The 21,238-nt window shown below is 64.0% G+C and carries 7 protein-coding genes; 2 read left to right on the top strand and 5 right to left on the bottom strand.

Going from position 1 to position 21,238, the window contains the following annotated elements; all coding sequences use genetic code 11:
• The coding region (locus QAT43_RS07035; protein ID WP_305042341.1) for a cytochrome c biogenesis protein ResB at positions 1-969 on the bottom strand (969 nt) is incomplete at its 3' end.
• Between the two features lie 101 nt (positions 970-1,070).
• Here QAT43_RS07035 and QAT43_RS07030 point away from each other — a divergent pair.
• Together QAT43_RS07030 and QAT43_RS07025 are read left to right on the top strand one after the other, a co-directional pair.
• The gene (locus tag QAT43_RS07030) at positions 1,071-2,408 is read left to right on the top strand and encodes a tetratricopeptide repeat protein (RefSeq protein WP_305042340.1); all 1,338 of its coding nucleotides are present in this window, start codon (positions 1,071-1,073) and stop codon (positions 2,406-2,408) included.
• Entirely contained in the window at positions 2,401-3,084 is a 684-nt protein-coding gene (locus tag QAT43_RS07025; protein WP_305042339.1) for a hypothetical protein, read from the top strand. Before QAT43_RS07030 ends, QAT43_RS07025 begins: the two co-directional genes overlap by 8 nt.
• A gap of 115 nt (positions 3,085-3,199) precedes the next feature.
• On the opposite strand, the gene QAT43_RS07020 is transcribed toward QAT43_RS07025, so the two are convergent.
• From QAT43_RS07020 to QAT43_RS07005, 4 genes are all read right to left on the bottom strand, one after another.
• Positions 3,200-8,401: a CxxxxCH/CxxCH domain c-type cytochrome gene (locus QAT43_RS07020; protein WP_305042338.1), complete on the bottom strand. Its 5,202-nt coding sequence runs from the start codon at positions 8,399-8,401 to the stop codon at positions 3,200-3,202.
• A gap of 492 nt (positions 8,402-8,893) precedes the next feature.
• A complete protein-coding gene (locus QAT43_RS07015; protein ID WP_305042337.1) occupies positions 8,894-13,753 on the bottom strand; it encodes a CxxxxCH/CxxCH domain c-type cytochrome in 4,860 nt (1,619 codons plus the stop codon).
• Between the two features lie 271 nt (positions 13,754-14,024).
• Positions 14,025-14,864 (bottom strand): right-handed parallel beta-helix repeat-containing protein, encoded by an 840-nt coding sequence (locus QAT43_RS07010; RefSeq protein ID WP_305042342.1) that lies wholly within the window; start codon positions 14,862-14,864, stop codon positions 14,025-14,027.
• Between the two features lie 80 nt (positions 14,865-14,944).
• On the bottom strand, positions 14,945-20,611 hold the full coding sequence (locus tag QAT43_RS07005; RefSeq protein ID WP_305042336.1) for a CxxxxCH/CxxCH domain c-type cytochrome: 5,667 nt from the start codon (positions 20,609-20,611) through the stop codon (positions 14,945-14,947).
• Positions 20,612-21,238 lie beyond the last annotated feature (627 nt).

Here is a 21,238-nt window from a genome sequence, read left to right as displayed (position 1 = left end):
GCGGTCGAAGGCGGTCTGGTAGATGGCGATGCCGTTGTGCACCAGGGGATGGTTGATGGAAATTTCGCCCTGGGCCGCCACCCGGCCTTCCTCCAGCAGCGTCACCTGGCTGCGGGTCTGGCGCAGGTTCGGTTCGCGAAAGGCGGTGGGCATGAACACCACGCCCGCGTCCACGCCTTCGCGGAAGGTCTTGACGCCTGCCGAGGCGCGGTACTCGCCAAGGGATTGGGCGCCACGAAAGAGTTCCAGGGTGAGAATGGCCAGGTGGGGATCGAAACTGAGCACCCGAGCGCCCAGCCCGCGCTCGGCGAACTCGATGAATTCGCCCTCGCGGGTGGTCCAGGTACGCAGCTCGCGGCGCGTGTCGGGTTCGTAGGCGGTGATTTGCAGGTCGATGGGATGATAGAGCGCCTCGAACTCATCGAGGCGAAAGGTGAAACCAAGCTCGCGATCCGCCTGGGTCTTCCAGTCGAGGATGGTGTCGGAGGCATGATCGACGTAGATGTTGAGGGTGCCGACGAAGCCGAGACTGGTGCCCAGGGCGCCGGCCATGATCGCCAGCACCGACAGGTGCACCAGCGTCGAGCCCCAGCGCCCGGCGCGGCCCTTCTCGGCGAGCAGTTCCTCACCGCGGCGGTGCAGACGATAGCCCGCCCCGCGCAGGGCTTTTTCCAGCCCTTCGACCTCCAGCCCAGCGCCCAGGGCCTGCTCCCGAGCCGCGCCGCCCGCCGCCAGCCGCTCGTAAAACACCTGACGCTCATTGCGGTTGCGGCGGATGGTCTTGAGGGTGCAGGCCGCCATGTTGAGCGCCAGCAGCCCCAGGGCCAGGCGAAACCAGGGACTTTGAAAATAAACCTCGTAGCGCCCCGGCTCCGGTAGGTTGAACGTACCGAACACCGCCGCCAGGGCCAGCCCGAGCAGCAGAAACAGGGTGAGACGCACGGAGGTGAGCAGGTCGAAAAGCTTCATGGGACTCCCAGGAGCAGGCAATTTTCTCAGGCTTTTAGGCTGGCAAAATTTAAATCACTTATTTATAATGTTTTTCTAATTTCCTGAACAGGGGGTAATTCATGCGCGGCTCACTTTTTCTGTTTTGCCTGTTTCTTCTCTTCCTTGGCGGCTGTGAGCGTAAGGAGCAGGCGGCGGCGCCCTCCCAAACCGCTCCCCAAGCGCAGCAGCCCGCGGTCGCGCGTCAGCCATGGGCGCCGACGGAGCCGGTCATGGTCGAGCTACCCCCCGGCGCCTTGCCGACCTGGGCGAAATTCGCTCAACAGAAACCGGCCCTGGTGCTGTTGAGCCATGACCCGCTTCTGCGCCCCATCCCCGAGGAGCTCAGGGAGCGCGCCCGCATGATCGCCGCCCAGGGCGACGCCCAGGATCTGGACCGGCACGGCAGCATTCTGCGGCCCGAGCCCCTCATCTTGTCGTCCCAGACGGTCAGCGCGGCCCTCTCCGCTGATTTTTTCTCCAAAATTTATTGGGTTTTTCCGTCCAAGGTCGGCGCCGAGCAACTGGAACTCGAGCGCTTTCGTCAGCAGACCATTGAAACGGGATTTCTCACCCCGGAGGAATCCCAACAGATCACTCTCGAGAACGGCACCTATTCCGGCCTGGTGCGCGGCATTCCCTTTTCCGCCATCCATTACGCCCAATTGCCGCGCATCGATGAACCTCTCGTCCTGCACATCGACCTGAGCTTTTTCCGCGGGCTCTACGACAACGAAATTCGCACCCCCCTTTACGACCTCATCCATCAGACCGCGAATAGTCTGCGCGCCGGCGGCTGGCAGCCGCTGGCCACGACCCTCTCCTGGTCGACCCTGGAGGGCGACCTGTCCCTCGATACGCGCTTTGTCCTCAGCAATCTGGGACAGATCCTGCAAAACCCGGCCCTGCTCGACCAGAGCATGCCCCGGTCCTGGGAGCTACGCGCCGAGGCCCTCTATGCCGCCGACATGTTCAGCGAATCGAAAAAGCTCGAACTGTATCGCGAAGCCGCGCATCTGGCCCCGGAGGATCCAACCGTGATCTACGATCTGTTCCAGGTGCATCTTTTTTCCCGTCAGCTCGACAAGGCGCTTATCGCCCTCGACGAAGCGGTGGAGCGCGATCCCGGCTACGGCGCCGCCTACCTCGGCCTGGTGGAAATCGCCCTGGTGGACGGGAATCTGCCCGCCGCCCTGCGGCTGCTCGAAAAGGCTCAAGCGGTTTTTCCCCTCAATCCCTTCATCGCCATGCATCAGGCCGACCTGTATTTGCAGCTCGGCGAAGCCGCCAAGGCCGAGGCATTGCTGAGCCCCTTGCGCGAGCTGCCCTGGTCGCACGTCTATCATGCCGAGGTTCCCGCCTTGATCGACGACATGCTCAGCGCGGCGCGCAATCCGTCCCCGGAGCCCAGCGATGACTAAACCCCTGCTGCTGGCCGCCGCCCTGCTCGCGACCCTGGCCGCCTGCCAGGGACAGGAATCCGCCCCCCCGCCACCGCCGGCCCCACAGCCCGAAGTCGCGCCCCCCACCCCGCCGCTCCACGAAAGTTTCGACGGGGTGCCGCGCCTCTCGCTCTTTCCGCGCCTGGGCGATTACCGACCGGAAAACGACGATGAGGTCGCCCTGCCCTTCTGGAACACCTACATCGAACATTTGGTCAAGACCTCGGGGCCGACGCTACGCGACCCGGCCACCGGCGACCGCGCCTGGAGTTTTCGCGGCATCCGCGGTATCGACTCGGCGGGGTTCTTTTCGCCCCTGGCCGTCGAGCCGTCCACCAGCTACCGGATCAGCTTTCGCCTCAAGGCCGACTTGCCCGAGGGCGCGAGCGCCGGGCTGGGGATTCTCGAATACGACAGGTTTCTCTGGATCGGCGAGCAGTATCCCCAATCCCTCGACGAAAAACACCGCACCGGCGACCATCCCGGCCTGCGCCTGACCGGGAGCCACGACTGGCAGGAGCACGGCTTCACCTTCACCACCGGCCCCGAAACCCGGATGATCCATCTGGTGCTGTTTCGCGAGGGGACGCCGGATCGCGCGCCGGTGAAGGTGGATGATATTCGGGTGGAGAAACTGGACGAGATCGGGGGATAAGGGTCAGCAGGGCGAAGATGTTGGCCCCCGTGGGGGCACCTGCGAATCACTTCAAGATAAGGCCTGATTTTCAACACAGCGCGGGTCAGGATTTCTCCTGACCCGCGCTGTTCTTTTACTGGCCGGGCGCCAAGCGGTGCCAGCCGGTCGTGACACTGGTTTTTTCATGGCAGGTGTTGCGTGCGCGAATGGCCCAGGCGTTGGTCGCCGACGGCCCGAGAACTACCGAGTTGTTGGCAGTCTGCGTCCATTTGGCGACGTTGAGGTCCAGACAGTTGGTAATGAGCAGCGCCGGCAGGCCCGCGGCGTGCGGCGTATGGCACTTGGAGCAGGTGAAGTTGTGCGCCAGAGTGGTCGTGCCGTCGGTGCCGACGGCCGCCATGGTGGTCGCCGTGGTCGTGCCGTTGTACCAGGCGCCGTACTGCCCGCCCCGGTCCGTGCTGCCGATGATGCCGCCATACCAGCCGGTGTTGCGCGGTGGGGATGCGGCAGCATTGCCGTCGGCGGGCTGGTTGTTGAATGCGGTCCGCCAGGGGGCATTGCTCTTGGCGCCGCTGGCGTTGCCGTATTTGTTGTAGTTTACCCCATCCTGATTGGCCATCAGACCCCAGCTTGCCGCGCCGCGCTTGGCGTCGAAGATGTTGCGCCTATTGGCGCCGGTGCCGCCCAGGGTGGAATTGCTGTGGCCGTTGACCATGCCGGTGCGCCACATGCTGGAGCCGGTGTAATAGTCCATGGCGTCCACGTTGCTGCCGTGGCAGAGCACGCAGATGCCGCCCGTTTCCGCCAGGGTGCGGCCGTCGGTCGGCCGGTTGCTGTTCTGGTCGATGAAGTAGCCACCCTTGTTCTGCAGCGGGGCGTTGGGCCAGAGGCGCGGCACGGCGGCGCCAAAGCTTCTGATCGTACCGTTATCATTGCTATGGAAGCGCTGGCCGTGATCCATGCCCGAATAGGCACTTCCGGTGGTCGGATAGGAGTAGCCGGCCAAGGGCGGCATGTCGGGCGCGTAGGGATTGCCCATCCAGGTGCCGCGCAGGAACGGCCGGCCGGTGGCGATTTCCTGATTGCCGTCGGCGTCCAGGGCACGATTCAGGTCGTGCACGTCGTGGCAATAACTGCACCGGATCTGCGCCGGGGTCTCGAGGATCTGGCTGTCCGAGCGAATCACGGCTCCGCCGCCGTCGATATTATTGGCCACGCTCGAGCCCTGAGCCGCGGTCAGGTCGAAATTGACCGAATGGACGGAAGAGATCCGCCGCGACAAGGCGCGATTGTTGCCTGCATCGTGCTGGTAGCCGTCCTTGCGGTACATCCCCTTGCCGGCGGCGGTCACCCATCCCTTGGCGAGGGTCGTCCAGGCGGCGTCGGTGTAGACCCAGCCGTAGTTGTGCGAGCCGACCGATTGTCCGTTGACGTCGGGGATGATGGTGGCGGGGAAGCCGCTGCCGTTGGTATCGGCGTTGTAGCCCCACTCGTTGATGCTGTCGTCGGTGCCGTGACAGTTCCAGCACATGTCGGCTTCCGTCGCGGAGCTGCCGGTCGCCGTGCCGCCGAGATGAATGCCGCCGGTCACGGCGTACTGAATGCCGAGGCGCTCCTGCATGTTGCTGCCCATGACCGGGCTGCTGGTGCCGGTGGCGGCGGTCCAGTTCTCCGGCGGCAGGGGCACCTCGACCCCGCCCTGATGGTAGGGATGGCACATCTTGCACTGGGCGTCCCAGTTGGTGCCGGCGTTAAAGGTCTCGGTCTTCGCCGCCTTAAGGTGCGAGCCGTAGGGGTTGGCCGCGGCGTCGGGCGCGTCGTTGCCGCTGGGGAACACCACCGTCGGACCGATGTAGGAGCCGCCGTCGGAGCGCGGCATGTGGCAGTAATGGCAGGGCAGATGGGCGCTGGAGAACCAGTTGTTGGGTCCGGCGTCGGCGTAGTGGCAGTAGTTGGCGCAGCTGCCGTTGTCGCGGTTGTATGTCATGCCCTGGGGGAAATTGGGTTCGTTGGCGGCCCCGGCCACGCTGATATGCCCGATGTGGGTGCCGGTATTGGCCCCGGCGCCGTGGCAGCTCTCGCAATGGTTGATAAAGCCCTCGACCATGAGAGTGTCGATGCCCGGCGCCGGGTTGCAGTGCTTTTCATGGGCGCCGGTATTCGGCGCGGAATTCACCAGGGCGCCGTTGTCGGTGCCGTTGTTGTGGCAGGTGGTGCAGGTGGCGGGCTGTTCGTTGTTGTTCCAGGGCGGCGTTTCGCGCCCGAAATGGCAGTTGATGTTGCTGCAGGTGCCGTAGCTGCTGTTGGGCGGCAGGCCCGGCGAATCCCAGGTGACGACGCCGCGATAGCTGGGCGTGCCGCCCTTGGCGTGATTGACGACCAGTTCGCTGATATCGACGCGCACCTTGCCGTTGACATGGCCGAGATGGCCGTATTGATTGCCGTGGCACTCGTTGCAGGTCATGCCCCGGCCGACATGGGTGGCGTGGCTGAGCCCCGGCGGAGGCACCGCGGCACTGGTGCCGTGACAGGAGGCGCAGGTCAGGTTGCTGTTCCATTGGGCGTCGGAGCCTCCCAGGGTGGCGCCGTGGCAGTAGATGTTCTGGCAGGTCAGGCTGCCGTCGCCCTGGTACTGAATGAAGGCATGATTCACGTCTTCCTTCTCGTAGGTCACGCCCAGTTGCCCGGTGTAATGGCCTTGCCGCGCCACCTCATCGGGAAGATTGAAGACATCGAAGCTCAGGGAAATGACGCCGTCGGGCATCTTGCCCGGCTCGCGATAGCCATGGTGGCAGTAGTAGCACTCGTATTGGAGCACGTTGACGTGCTTGTAATGGGTACCCGGGGTCAGCGAGCCCGTTGTGGTGGGGGTGAAGGCCAGGCCGGTGGCGACGGACGCGGCATTGAGCTGGCGGGAATCGTCGATGGGCGGATTGCCGTGACAATAGTCGCAGGCGGCGGTAAAGCCGACCTCGTGGCGATGGCAATCGGTGCAGTCACGGTCGTTGAAGTGCTGCAAAGTGGGCTGGCCCGTGGTGTCGTAGCGGTGATATTGAGTCGCCGAATGACACACCTCGCAGGCGCGTGCACTGCCGACGCGACCGGAACCGTTTCCGTCGGGATCATCATTGCCCCAGTCGTCGGAGCCGTCGCGGGCGTCCCTGAAGGTGATGGGCAGATCCTTGAGACCGCTGCCCTCCCAGTTGCTGCCGTCGGGCGTGGAGATGACCTGCTTCATCCATTTGACGTTGGGCGAATTTTTTTCATGGCAGATCAGGCAGTCGAAGTTGCCGTATTTCGAATCGATGCCGCTGTTGGCCTGGGTCTGGCTGGTGCCCCAGCTCCCCCCCCATTTGGAGGAGTTGGTGGTGACGCTGTTGTGGGTGATGGGCGAGACCAGAAAGATCACCGCCTGCACCGGGACCGCCACCGTGCCGTGCGCACCCGGATTGCTGGAAGTGACCTGCAGGGTGATGACGTTGCTCTTCCACTCGGGCATGCCGGCAAGCGCGGTCACGCGGATCTTGGACGTGACGGATTGCCCGCCGCCGAGGGTGAACACCGTGGGCCCCTGAATCACCGAGGGCGCGAACTCGGTGCCGTTGCTTTCCGACTGGATGGCGAGGGTGTAGTCGGTGGTGACGTTGTTGTTGTAGCCGTCGTGGCTCGCCAGGGTGAAGGGAATGTCGATTTGCGCGCCGGAAGCGACGTAGTAGGTCGGGCGCGCGAATATGATCGATGGCGGATTGTAGGTTTCGGTGTTGTCCACCTCGATGTAGTTGTTGGCGATGATGTGCTGGGGAAAACAGTCATTATCCCATCCGGAGACTTCCAGGTTGACCGAATCGGGCTCCAGCCCCGTGCCGTAGGACGAACTGTTCCAGCTGGTCCACTGGTTGGAGGGAATGGCGACCCCCTCGATGCTGATGCGGTCGATCGCCACGTTGCCGGTCTTGCTGAACAGCGCCGTCAGGTCGACGCTGGTGCCGGTCACGCTCTGCCCGGTGCGGATGGTGAGGGTCGAGGGGGTCGGATCGGTGCAGGTGTTGTCGACGGTGAGGGTCTGGGTGGCGCTGATGGTCAGGCCGCAATCGGGATCGATGCCGCTGACCTGCAGACTCACGTCCTCGGGCGTCACGGTGCCGCGCGAGGAGCTGTTCCAGGGGCTCTTGACCGTGGCGCCGTTGATCTTGTAGGTGAACGAACCGACGTTGCCGGTATGTTCGAACAGCCCCGTGAGGCTCACGGTCGAACCGCTGACCGTCTGTCCGGCCGGAATGCTGATGGTCGAGGGCGTATTGTCAGAACAATTGAGATACTGAAAGGGCACCATGACGATGTTGGTGTTGGGCACGGCGGTCGAAAGCGTGGCCGCGCGCATGGCCAGCACGTAATTGCCGCTGGTCCAGTTGGTCGCGGTGATGGTCGGGCTGGTGAAGGCGCTCCAGGTTTCGCTCATGCTCGAGAGATTGGGGCGAAACATGAAATTGTCGAAGGTCGCGACGAGGTCGTTGCTGGTGGAGCGCGAGGTGACGGCCAGACCGACGTTGAGATTGCTCATGGTGATGTTGACGTTGGCGCCGACCTGGATCCAGGTGGGCGTTTCGGTCGTCGAATACCAGGCGGAAAACGTGTTGCCCGCGCGCTTGAGGCGCAGCCATCTGGGGGCCGCCTGCCCGGTGACCGGGGTGACGGTGGCGGTGCCGCCGTCGGTGGTGCGGCGGATGAACATGATGCCGCTGGAGGGTGTTATGACGATGGAGGCGTGGCGGCTGGTGGTGGCGAGGCTCTGGCGGGCCATGATCCCGGCTTTTGCCGAGGTGCTGAGGTTGGTGCCGCTCAGGCCGTTGACCTTGACGTCGATGGTGAAATCGCCGTTGACCCCGGTCTGGTAGAAATAGGTGAAGGAGTCGCCGTTGGTGTTGGCCGTGCGGATATCGGTGCCGCGACCGCGAACGGTGAGGACGCCGTTGCCGTTGGCGCCGGACAGGGCCACCGAGGGCGCCGCCGAGGGCACCGAGCCGCCGATATGCGTGGTCGACCACTTGGCGGCCGGGGTTCCCTCCGTGTTGAAACCGTCACTTTGCGCGCCGAGGACCCGCCAGTGGAGATTGCCGTCGGTTTCGTCGGTGGTGAAGCCGATCTGCGAGGACGAAGCCGCGGCCCCCTTGACCAGGGTCAGGGGACTGCCGTTGACCAGCTGCCCGGTGGGAACGGCCAGGTTGGTCGCCGCCGAGGCGATCCCCGCCGAAAATACCAGAATCCCGAACAACAACAGGGAAACCGCCGCATACCGGCGAGAATCCACCCCAAAAATGGCGCGCATCCGGTTCATACCCATCCTACCCCTTGAAAAAATAAAACTTCTTTATTGCCCAAGCGACGTGGTGGTCACTCCAGCAGGGGTATTCAAGGCCGGTTTCAACCGTTTTCCTGAACCTGATCCTCTGGGTGGCGCACAAAAAAAACTTCGGCACGGCCGATCCGCGGTGAACGACGTGAAACCAAAGTTCCCTTTCTGCTGAAAACCTATCCTTCTTTTATCCGCGACCTTTTGTCAGCATCGCACGGCATGGCGGCGGCATGCCGTACCGATGACCCGAACCCCGGTCGCGCTTCCTGAAGCCGGGGTTCGGATGCCTTGTGAAAATCTAGAGCTTGTTTTGCAAAGTCCAGGCCAGTCCCGAACCGCAAGAGCTAAAACATTCCCTCGCCCTTTCAAGCTGTTGCGCAATGCCCTCGCATTTAAGGCTGCAACCCTCGCGTCCTTATCGCCGAACAAAAAATTGACGCGTCGGCCGCGCATTTGACGCGGGCGGCATCTCGCCTATTTGGGCAGGCGGGTATGGCAGTCGATGCAACTGCGCGTGCCGCTCGACCAGCCGACCGGATCCTTGTCGAGATTGTTGTCCGACAGGAACTTGTTGGTCAGGTGGCAGGACACCAAGCAGGTCGGATTGGCGGGAGTCCCGCCGATCTCGCCAGCGCCGTTGTCGAAGATCCCGGTGTTGTACAGAGTGTCGGGCGACTCGTCGTAGCTCGAGCCGTCGGCGGCCTTGTAACCGTTGACGCGCACCCAGCTCTGCTGCAGCTCGGGAATCTCCGTCCAATCGGGATTGGGCCCAGGCAGATCGGGCACGATGTCGCGCAGCTGCGCCTTGCTTCTGACCTTCTGATTGAAGAACCGCACATCACGGTTGCCGTCGACGTGCTTGCTCTTGTCGGCGATCACCATTTCGCCCTGGGGCGGCGCCGCGCCTGTGTCATGACAGCTGGCGCACTTGGTGTTCTTGTCGTTGTGCCAGACGGTGACGGTCGCGTTGTGGCAGACATGGCAGGTCAGGACCGTGGAGGTCGAGGTCACCCCGTCGGCCAGGCGCCCGCCGTGGCCGCGAATCTCATCCTTGTTGCCATAGGTCAGCCCCCCCGGCACCGGGTCGCTGTCGCGCACCGGCAGAAAGCCCGTCGTACCCGAGTAGACGGCGTCGAAGTGGAACCCGACCTCGTGCTCGTGATGGGCGTTGGTGTCCGGCGAGTTCTTGTGGCAACCCGCGCAGCGATCACCGCTGAAGGTGCCGCCGTTCCAGGCGGGCGAGGCGGCGTAGGTCAGATCGTTGTACTTGCCGTCCGAGTGGCAGTAGCTGGCGGTGCAGGACGTGCCGTTCCAGCCCTGATCCACCAGGGTCCGGTTGCCGTTCATATGGTTGGCCAGGGTCGCGCCGTGGCAGTTGGCGCAGTTGAAATCGTACTCCGCCGCGCTGGAGTTGTTGGCCTTGGCCGTGGTGTAGGCCGTGGCGACGGTCTGCACGTGGGTGGCGTGAGAGCCGGTAGCCGGGCGGTTCGAATGGCACAGATAGCATTCGTCGCCGCTGACCGGCGCGCGATCCCAGGCCGGCGTCTGGACCGCGTTGCCGCGTCCGTCCTGATGACAGACGGTGGTGGTGCAGGTGCCGCTGGTGTCGGCCACGCCGACCTCGACGTTGCCCGAGTAGTTCATCTCCGGCCGTAGGCTGACGCTGCCGTTGAAGTGCGCCGGGGACTGCCAGGCAAGATGGCACTTCGAGCAATCGCTAAGGAAACCGGCGGCGACAATCACGTTGTTGGCCAGGAAGTGCGACAGATGGCCCTCGGCGCTGTTGGTGTGGCAAGAGGCACAGCCTTGGGTGTTGGACGTACCCCAAGTCACGCTTTCATAGGGCGCGCCGCCCTTGCCGTCGTTGTGGCAGCTGTTGGTGCCGCAGCCGCCCTTGGTGCTGGGATAGGTTCCCGTGTAGCTGAGGTTGCGGCTGCCGGCGATGCTGAAGGTGCCGTCGATATGCCCGGCCGCGGGCGCCTGGTTGGCGCTCCAGCTGTCGGCGCTGGTGCCCGTGTGGCAATCGGCGCAGGTGATGCGGCCGGCATTGTAATAGATGGTGTTGTACAGGTGCGCCGCGTGGGTCGCATCGGCCGTCGGCAGATCGGTGATGTGACACATCTCGCAGCGGCTCTGCGCTCCGGCATACCAGGAATAGGCCACGGGCGTGGTTTTGCCGTTGTGGCAGGCCATATTGGCGCAGGTGTTGTTCGCCGGATTGAAGGAAGCGAGTGCATCGTCCGAGCCGTCCCAGAGCTTCTTGGCGAAGCGCCGGCTAACCCCGCCGACGACGGTGGAGAACACCTCGGCTCGCGAATTGGTGATGTGATCGTCGTCGTTCGCGACCGCGGCGTGACAGTACTCGCACAGCTGCTTCTGCTGGGCGTCGCTCACGCCGTTGAGCAGGGCGTTGATGCTGGTCCAGGAAGGATCGAGACGCTCGGCGATCTTGAGCACGTGGGTCTGATGGGCGCCGGCGTCGTTGGCGCCGTGCGCGCGTACGCCGTCGGGCCAGAAGTTCTTGCGGCCGCTTGTCGTGCCGGTGTACCCGCCGCCATGGCAGCCGTAGCAGGTCACTTCGAAGGCCGTTTCCGCCGTGTGTGAATGGCAGTCGAGGCACACCTGGCTGCCGCCATGGAGGGTGTTGTTGGCGGCGCGGTTGAAATGGTTGACCTCGCCGCTGACGTGGCAGACCTGGCAGACGCCGTCGAAATTGCTGTTGGCGTAGCTCGATCTGGCCGTTCTGTCGGCGAATGCCGCCACTGCGTTGCCGTCGATCTCATCGCGCACCATGGCGTCGTAGCCGGCCACCCCGTGGGGATCGTGGCAGACGTTGCAGCGGCCGGCATCGGTGCTGGCATGACCGTCCCCTGTCGTGAAGTGCGCGTTGGCGGCAAAACTGTGGCAGGCGCCGCAGAAGGCGTTGGGATCTTCGGCGGTGTAGCTTTGCCCTTCGACCGGCTTGAGCCGGGTGGTCGCTCCGGCGCCCATGTGCGCGGCGTCAAAACCGGTCGCATGGCAAACCGTGCAGCCCTGCTCGACACCGGTCTTGCCGTGACCGCTGGCATGGTAGGCGGTCTTGGCCGCGGCCTGGCGCACGACGCTGCTGTTGTCGGTGTAGGAGGTCGTGGTGGCACCCGCGTGGCAGGTCACGCAATCGGCGCTGGCGGCATTGCCCCAGGCGGGCTCGGGCTGGCCTGCGTTGACCGCGTGGCAGCTGGTGCACACACCGGCGAGCAGGGTCACCGCGCCGTTGACGTGTCCGGCATGGGTTCCGCCCCCTGCACCCGCCCCGTGGCAGGACGCGCAGCCGATATTGGCGCCCGAGGGACTGACATGCACGGCATGGCTGCCGCTGAGGCTGGTGCCGTCGACGGCATGGCAGCTGCCGCAGGCGCCGCTGGCGAGGTCATCCCAATCCGGGGTGGCGAGATTGCTTTTGCCGTCGGAGTGACAGTACACCGCGCAGGTGCCGTTGGCCTGGTTGTAGGTGCCGGCTCCCAGGGTCGCGCCGCCCAGGTTGTAGCCTTCGGCGAAGGAGATATCCGCCACGCCGTTGACATGGGTGCCGCCCTTGGCTCCGCTGATCAAGGCGGTGGGCCCGCCGGCGGTCGCCGCATGGCAGACGTTGCAGGCGTATTTGGCCAGATGCTTCTGGTGGGCGGCGGAGTTCTTGCCGCTCATGGAGGCGGCGTCGTTGCCGTGGCAGGCGGTGCAGCCGGTAATCGCACCCTTGCCGCCGCCCCAGGACACCGTCACCGCGACGAAATCGCCGGCGACCTTGCTGCCCGAGGCGTTGCGCCGTCCGCCGTTGCTGTGGCAGTAGACGTTGCTGCAAGAACCGGAGCCCGTCGGGTTGTAGGTGGGATTGAGGACGCCGTTGCCCGAGGTGAGGGGCGCGAAGGAATTGCCCGCCAACAGCACATCCTGGAAAGTTCCCTGATTGTGGGTTCCGGCGAAATCGTCGGCATTGTGGCAGACTCCGCAACTGAAGCTGTAGCCGCTGGAAGCCCCGGAATGCGAGCTGTGCGGGGTGAGGTTTTCGGGTTTGTAGAAACCTTGCGCGGAATAATCGCGCAGGGGATCGGCGACATAGGCATACCCGCCAGGCCCGCCTTGGCTGGTATCGGCGGGCGGAAAGCCATGGCAGTCGTTGCAGTTGGCGGCGAAGGAATAGGGCATGCCCGCGCCGTTGTGGCTGTGGCAATCCAGGCAGTTCTCGCCCTCCAGATGCGTGCGGGCGCTGCGCGGCATGCTGGTCAGCTCGCCGTGGCAGCGTTCGCAATAGCCATCGGCAGCGCCGGGTGTGCCGGCCCACTGGGCGGCCACGGTGGAGGTGCCGCCATGCACGCTGGGCAGCGTCGTATAGCGCAGATTGGTGCCCAGGGGCGCCGGATAGGTCGCGGTCTGCGCCTGGTTGCGCAGCACGAAATAATTGACGGCGCCGCCGCCGTTGTAATTGTGCCCGCTGTGGCAGACCAGGCAGCCGACTTCTTCCTCGATGCTGCCGTGGGGTTTGTAGGTATGACAGGCCTGGCAGAGCGTCGATTTGTCCGCGGCATTGGAGCCATCGGCGCGCAGCAGCTTGCCGTCGCCCATTCCCGCCTGACCGGAAGCGACGGGCGTATCCGAGGAGGAATCGGCAAAGTGCACTCCGTGGCAGGACGAGCAACCCACTCCGCCGTTGACCAATTGGATGTCACCGGGCCAGGCTTCAACCTGATCGGCGGGGCGATAGTCATCGGGCGAGGCCGCCGCCACCGCCGCGTAGTCACTGACCATGGGATGGGACAGCAGGCCGCGTTCACTGCTGCCGACCGCCCAGGTCGCATGGCATTCGACGCACAGGGCCTCGGTGCTGCCGGTCCCCAGACGCAGGATCTTGGTGTTGGTCGCGTCGGTGCTATGCGGATCATGACAGCGCTGACAGGTCAGCTTGCCCGTGGAAATGCCGTAGCGGCCGTAAAACACGCGGTTGGTCGGGGCCTTGGCGCCCGCGGCGGCATGGACATCCTTGCCGGCCCACATGTGCGAGGTCTGGGCGCCGGGCATCATGCCGTTGGGATAGCTGCCCATGGCGTTGCTGGCGTCGCCGGGAGCAAAAAGTCCGACCGGCGCCCTGAGGGTGTTGTCGAGCATCAGGGTCAGGGAGGCGCCGTCCTTGTGACACTGCAAGCAGATGTTTGTGGTGCCTTGTCCCAGATCGGTAAAACTGACGCCGATCTTGTGGCAGTTCTTGCAGTCGAAATTATGCACCGCCGTGGCATGAGCCGAAGCCACGCCCACCAAGGCCAGCACCAGGGCCAAAGCCCAATATCGAAACCATCGCTGCATACCATCGCTCCCAGATGCTCGTGCACGAACCAGAAAACGCCGCAATAAAACCGGATGATCCGTGAAAACGCGAAACAGTGAAGCTACCGCCGAAATCCCCTCTGACCTGGGCCTCTCCCCTTGCGCTTGGGCGAATCAGAACGAAACGCAGAACCAAGATCGAAAGAATTTTCTTATTTGTACTTGCTAATGCACAATCCGCGCCCGAATTGACAAGAAGAAAAAATCAACGAGACAGTAGGAACCAACGAGAGAGGGGGGGCCTATCCCGTCATCTGCCCTGCCCTGATCCCAGGGTCAAGGGAGCCGCACGCCAGGGCGCGAATTCCACGATATCCAGAGGGTAGGTCTTGCCCTCGTCCGTGAAAAAGGGTTCATCGCGGCCGTCGTGGATAAAGGAAGGGTTGCCGCGCCCCGCGGTGCGCTCCAGTTCCTCGGTGGCCGCAGCGCCCCACCAGTTGTTTTTCGCGTCCACCGCGCCGGTGAGGGCCACCGGGCGGCGCCCGCCCGCGCCCCGGGTTTTCTCCCAGGCCGAGGACTGCCGGCTCAGGACCAGGGCCATGGCGTTGCCGCTCAGGTCGTTGTCGCGGATCACCGGGTAGGAGGAATGCTCCACCTGCACGCCGATGCGGTTGCCGGTGATGCGGTTGTGGCGAAGACGCGCGTCGGAGCGGCGCGAGAGCAGCACTCCGGTGCCGCCGCCGCTGATCTGGTTGCCGACCAGGATGGGACGCGCCGCGCCTTGCGCCTTGATGGCGATCTCGTTGCCCGTGAACTGGTTGCCGATGATGCCGGGATCGGCGCCGAGCACCAGGACACCGGTGCGGGCGCCGAGCACCGCGCAGTCTTCCATGCGACTTTCACCATCGCGCAGAACAATGCCCTGCCAGTCCTCGCCCTCGAAGCGCGCGCCCCGTGCGTGCAGGCTGCCGAACACCTCCAGGGCGCCGCCGGCAAATTCCACCCGGGTGCCCGGCGCGACGCTCAGCGTTGCGCCCTTTTCCACCCGCACCCCTGCGTCGAAGCGTAAGCTGCCCTGCCAGTGGGTGTCCGTCGCGAGGCTCAGGGCCTGGGCGCTGACCGGAAACAAAAAGGTCAGCAGCAGAAGCACGTATTTCAACAGATTTCTCCTTCCATGAGGCCACCAGCCTGAGTTTCTCCGAAGGACGGCCGATTTTCGAGCGGAACATGCTATTGCGCCGGTGCCAGTCGGTGCCAGCCGGTGGTGGTACTCGCCTTGCGGTGGCAGGTGTTGGCGACGTCGGGGGCCTGGCCGGTCCGATTGGGGCCGGCCAGGCCCCCCGCGGCGCTCCAGTTGGACACATTGGCATCCAGACAGTTGGTGATGAGCAGCGCCGGGAGGCCTGAAGCATGTGGGCTGTGGCACTTGGAGCAGGTAAAATCGTGCGCCCGCCCGCTGGATCCGCCGTGCGTCCCGATGCCCGATTCGCTGTACCAAGTGCCGTACTGGCTTCCTCGGCTGGTGTCGCCCACGGTGCCGCCGTACCAGCCGGTGTTGCGCGGCGGGGAGCCCGCTGCGCGATCCTTGGCGGCCTTGTTCCCGCCGCTGCCTTGATAAAAGTTGGCACGAAACGGCCCGACCTCCCTGGGACGGATGCTGCCGCTCGGCGGATTTTTACCGTATTCACGAATATTCACCCCTTCCTGGGCGGCCATCCACATGCTGGAGGTCTTGCCGCGGCGCGCATCGAAAATGTTGCGCTTATTGGCGCCCGTGCCGCCGAGCACGGCGTTGCTGTGCCCGTTGACCGTACTGGTGCGCCACATGCTGACACCCGTGTAATAATCCAGGTTGTCGACGTTGTCGCCGTGGCACAGGATGCAGATCCCCGCCGTATCCTCCAGGGTGCGACCGGCGGTAGGCCAGCCGCTGTTCTGGTCGATGAAATAACCGCCCTGGTTCTGCTGGGTGTCGACGAACAGGCGCGGCACCGCCTCGCTGAAAGCCATATTGCCGCGGTTGTTGTTATCGCTGCTGAGCGAGGCGAAGCGGTTGCCGCGACTGTGATAGCCGCCGCTTGTCGGATAGCTGTAGCCGGAGATGGGCGGCATATCCGGGCCGTAGGGGTTGCCCATCCAGGACCCACGCAGATAGGGGGGCCCCGAGGCGCTTTCCTGGGTCAAATCGTTGACCAGGGCCCGGTTCAGGTCATGCACGTCGTGGCAGTAGGTGCAGCGGATCTTGTCGCGCGTCTCCAGGGTCTGGGTATTGTCGCGCTTGACGGTCCCGTCGGCATTGATGTTGAGCGCCACGCTCGACCCTTCGGTCTGGCCCAACTCGAAATTGACCGAATGCACCGAGCTGATGCGTTGGCTCAGCACGTAACTCGGCGTGGTCTGGGTGGAATGCTGGTAATAGTCCTTGCGGTACATCCCCTTGCCGCTGGTGTCGACCCAGTAGGGTGTCAGTGTCGTCCACCCCGCATCGCTGTAGAGATGGCCGTAATTGTGGGACGGCCCGCTCCAGGTGTTCTGGCTGTTGGGGAAACCGGGCGCCGTGTCGGTATTGAAGCCCCACTCGTTGATGGTGTCGTCGGTGCCGTGGCAGTTCCAGCACACTTCGGCCTCGCTGGCCGCCCCGCCGAAAGCCTTGAGGTGAATCCCGCCGGTGACCGGATACTGCAGGCCGAGTTTTTCCTGCACGTTGGTGCCGGCCAGCGGGCTGGAAACCCCCGCGGGGGGCGTCCAGTTGTCGGGCGGCAGGGGCACCCTGATGCCCCCCTCGTGATAGGGATGGCAGATCTGGCATTGGGCGTTCCAGTCGGTGCCGCCGCCCAGGGTGTCTCCCTTGGTTTGCTTGAGGTGCGAGCCGAAGCCCGTCCAGAAGGTGCCGTTGCCGTCGCCGTCGCGACCATCGAAGCCGCCGCCCGCGGGATTGACCACGGTGGGGCCGATATAGCCGCCGCCGCTGCCGTCCTCGCGGGGCATGTGACAGTAATGGCAGGGCAACATGGCGCTGGAGCCCCAGTTGTAGGTGGCGTCGGTCTTGTGGCAGGTGTTGGCGCAACTGCCGTCAACACTGTTGTAGACAAATCCGCCGGCGAAATCGGTGGTGAAATCGATGTGGCCGTCGTGATCGCCGGTGTTGGCCCCGGCGCCGTGACAGCTTTCGCATTTGTTGACGAAGGCGCCGATCATGGCGGTGGCGATGCCGTCGGCGGGATCGCAGTGCTCGTCGTGGTTGCCGGTGTTGGGCGCGGCGTTGTTGATGCCGAGAGTGCCCGCCTGCCAGCCGGCTTGCGCCGTGTCACCGTTGTCGCCGGTATTGTTGTGGCAGGTGACGCAGGTCGCGGGCCCGTTGTTCCATACCGGAGTTTCGGTGTTGTAATGACAGGCGATGTTGCTGCAGGTGCCGTAGGTCGCGCTGGGCGCGAGCGTCCCCGAATCCCACACCGTCTGGCCGCGATAGGTGGGGTTGCTGTTGTTGTAGGGCGCTTGGGTGAGCAGACTTAAATCAATATGGACGCTGCCGTTGACATGCCCCCTGACCGTGTCGCCGTCAAAGCCGACCAGGCCGGGATTGTCCTGGGTGGTGTTGCCGACCCCCATGCCGTGGCACACGGTGCAGGCAATGCCCATCTTGCCGACGTGGGTGCTGTGGCTGTAGCCCGGCGGGGTGTTGGTGGCGCTGGTGCCGTGACAGGAGTCGCAGGAGATGTTGCCGTTCCATTGGGGATTGCCGCCGCCCATGTTGTCGGTGCCGCCGTGGCAGTAGATGTTCTCGCAGGACAGGGTCCCCTGTCCGGGCGGCACGATGAAACCTTCGTAGGATACGCCATCCTGGCCGGCGTAATGACCGGCGGTGGCGGCCGGTTCCAGGGACCCGAAAACGTTGAAGGTGTGATTGATGTCGTACTGCCCGTTGAGCAGTTTCGGCATTTCTCCCGGCGCGCGATAGTTGGCATGGCAGTAGGTGCAGGGATACTTGAGCACCAGTACATGCTTGTAGTGGGTGCCGGCGGTGGTGGAACCCGTCGCCCCAGGCAGATTGGCCAGGCCCCAGGGACCGCCGAGGGTGTCGTTGATCGGCGGATTGCCGTGGCAGTTGCTGCAATCGGCGGTAAAGCCCTCGTCATGGCGGTGGCAGTCGAGGCAGTCGCGATCGTTGAAGTGAGCCAGCTCCGCCTGGCCGGTCGTGTCGTAGCGATGATAGAGGGTCGCGGAATGGCAAACCTCGCAGCTGCGCGTCGAGCTGGTGCGGCCGGGCTCGTCCCGGCCCCAGTCCTCCGAGCCGTCCCGGGCGTCGTTGAAGATCACGGTCACCGTGTCGGTGCCGCTTGATTCCCAGTTGCTGCCGTCGGGCGTGGTGATGGTCTCGCGCATCCACTTGACGTTGGGCGCATTCTTTTCATGGCAGGTCAGGCAATCGAAATTACCGTACTTGCTGCCCGCCTCGCTGGTGCCCCATTTGCCGCCCCACTTGCTCGAGCGGGTGGTAATGCTGTTGTGGGTGATGGGCGAGACCAGGAACACCACGCTCTTGGTGGTCGCGTCGACCGCCGCGTGATCGTGGCCGTTGGGGTCGTTGGCAATGGTGGCGCGCACCGTCGTGAAATTTTCCCGCCATTCGGGAACCTCGTTCTTGGCGCCGACGATCAGATTCCAGGTTTTCGATCCGCGCCCGGGAATGCTCTGCGTGCCGCCGGTCAAGGACGATGGATTGAAGTCGGTGAGGTTGCTGTCGCCCACCAGGCTCAGGGTCACGTCCATGGGATCGCAGATCAGCCCGTCGTTGTTGACGACCGTGACCGTGTAGCCCACCTGCTTGCCGGCCGCCACGTACTTGGGGTTATCGTCGAAGAGCACCGTGGGATTGACGCCGGTACAGCGGTTGTCGACATAGATCAGATTGCTCGCCTCGATGACGATATCGGGCTTGTCGGGACAGTCATTGTTGGGGTCGATGCCACTCACCGTCAGGGTCAGGGTCCCGTCCGTGTTCACGGGCACCAGGATGGTGCTGTCCCAGGGGTTGGCGACCGCGACGCCGTTGATCCGGTAGGTGAACGACCCCACGTCGCCGGTTTTGGTAAACAGAGTGTTCAGATCGACGGCACGGCCGCCGGTGCTCTGGCCGGTGGCAATGGTGAGGGTCGAGGGGGTCGAATCCTGGCAGGTGTTGTCGACGGTGATCGTCTGGCTGGCCGAATGGATCGAGCCGCCGCAGTCCGGATCGCTGCCGCGGACCGTCAGGGTCACATCCTGCGTCGAACCGGTGCCGAAGGCGTTGCTGTTCCAGGGATTGTTCACCGCCGTGCCGTTGATCTGATAGGTGAAGCCGCCGACATTGCCGGTGGTGTCGAACAGGCTCGGCAAGCTGACCGAGCCGCCGGAAACCGTCTGGCCGGCCGGGATGCTGATGCTCGAGGGCGTGGCGTCGACGCAGGAGGTGTAGGAGAAGCTGTTGACGGCCAGGTTCCCGCCGGAGCGGATCGCCATGCTCCGCTCTTCCGCCGTGTTGGGGTCGACCCCCCAACCGGCGCCGACGGCATTGAAGGGCGTGGCGATGTCGGTCCAGCCGCTCGCGGCCCCCATCACCGTGTCGGTGAACATGAAGTTGTCGAACTGCGCCTTGTTGTCCTGATTGGCGTCGGCCGAGGTCACCGCCAGGCCGATGATCACCGGGTCGCTCATCACCACCGTGTCGCTGCCCATCTCGGCCCAGGAGGAGCCGTCATTGGAAAAATAGGCCCGGAAGGTGTTTCCCTGGCGGGTGATCCGCACCCACTCGGGGGTAGTTTCGCTGTTGGACGTGGAGGTATTCGCGGAGACCCCCCCCGGCGTGGTGCGGCGGTAGAACCGAGCGCCGGCGCCGTAGGTCATCAGCGCCATGGCATGCTGGCTGTTGAGGGCGAGACTCTGACGCACCATGATGCCGGCCTTGGCGTAGGTCCCGGTGTTTTGGAGATGCCGCACATGCACGTCGATGCTGAAATCGCCGCTGATGCCGCTCTGGTAGAGATAGGTGAAGTAATCGCTGCGGTTCCAGATGTTTTGCCCGCTGCCGGTCAGATGCAGCACTCCGCTGTTGTCGATGTAGGGCGCGGGCGTGGTGTCGCCGCCGACATCGGTCTTAGTCCATTTAGGACCGATGGCGAAGCCGTTGAACCCATCGCTTTGCTTGAGCAGGGGGCGGTAGGTCAGTCCGGTCAGATCAGTGTCGTAAACCAGGTCGTTGCCGTCACTTTTGCTCAGCACCAGATCGATGGTGGAACCGTTGACCTTCTGCCCATCGGGGATCAAGACATACCCCGCGCCAGGCCCGGTCGCGGAAAAATCAAGCGCGGTGTGCCCGGTAGGCACGCCGGCGGTGCTGCCCTCGGAGATGTTGCCCGGCAGGCTGCGATCCGTGCGGATGATGAAGATGGCATCGGTATGCTGGCCGGTTTCGCGCGGCCAGAGATTGAGGGTATGCGCGCCGGGACTGTTGATGGTCACCCGGTTGGTGCCGCTTTGCAGACGCGTGGTCCACTCCCAGCGATTGTCCCCGTTCTGGGTCAGCGCTCCCAGGGGAGTGCCGTCCATTCCCCAGAAGGTCGAGTCGCCGCCGCCGGCGCCGGCCTGGTCGCGGGCGCGCAGCCAGATCTGATAGGTGCCTGCTTCGAGAAAATTGACGGGAAAATCGACGCGGGAGCCGTTCGGCACGGTGCCGGTGCCGCCGCTGGTCGTGTAGAGGTAGCCGCTGCCCTGAAAACCGGTCACGCTGCTCTGGACCTCCCAGGCCCAGGGGCTGGGCGCTCCCATGCTCACATAATCCTCGGCTTCGATGTACGCCCCGCCGGGCGGCACGTCGGGCAGCGCCGCCCAACTTGGCGCCGCGGACACCACAAGGGCCACGGCAACCAATACCGCGAGCCATCCGTGAAGATAAGAAGAAAAATTCCGGCTGTGTTCAGGCGTCATCATCTGGCACCTCGAGTTGTTGTCCCATCGGCCACCCATGACTGCAGACCGAAGGATCGCTTCACGAACTCCTGTTCGCAAAATTGTTGAAATTCCCGCCGGCTGCGCGGACATCCGCCGCGCTCGGCCGACTGCCATAAACCTTCATCGATCCAACCAAGCGGGTCCGACAGACAAAATTCCGGCCATTTGGCCAAAATGTCGGCATTTTCGCGGACGCCTTGCCCGGCGTGCCAACACCCTGAAAACAAATGGAAACATCCTTCCCTGAACCCTTCCGCCGGCGCCCTGATTAAAATTTTTCAAGTCCTGGGCATGACCGGTGCAAAATCCAGTCCTAATGATTTCAAATGTAATACTTTTAATCATTTTTTGGGACAAAATCGTTAAGAAAATTCATGGACTCTGTCGCGGCCTCATGAAAAAACCGCCGCCAACTTCCCTCTTGCCTTCCCCGCGCCGCCGCACTAACATCGCCTCCATCGTCACTTGCGGGGGAGTCCCATGAGTCTGCTCTATACCCTTGATCTCATCGGCACCGCGGCCTTTGCCGCCTCGGGG

It is taken from the genome of Geoalkalibacter sp., from assembly GCF_030604225.1.
Classification (GTDB): domain Bacteria; phylum Desulfobacterota; class Desulfuromonadia; order Desulfuromonadales; family Geoalkalibacteraceae; genus Geoalkalibacter.
Note: the sequence above shows the minus strand (reverse complement) of the source record. Positions and strands in the feature narration are given on the sequence as shown.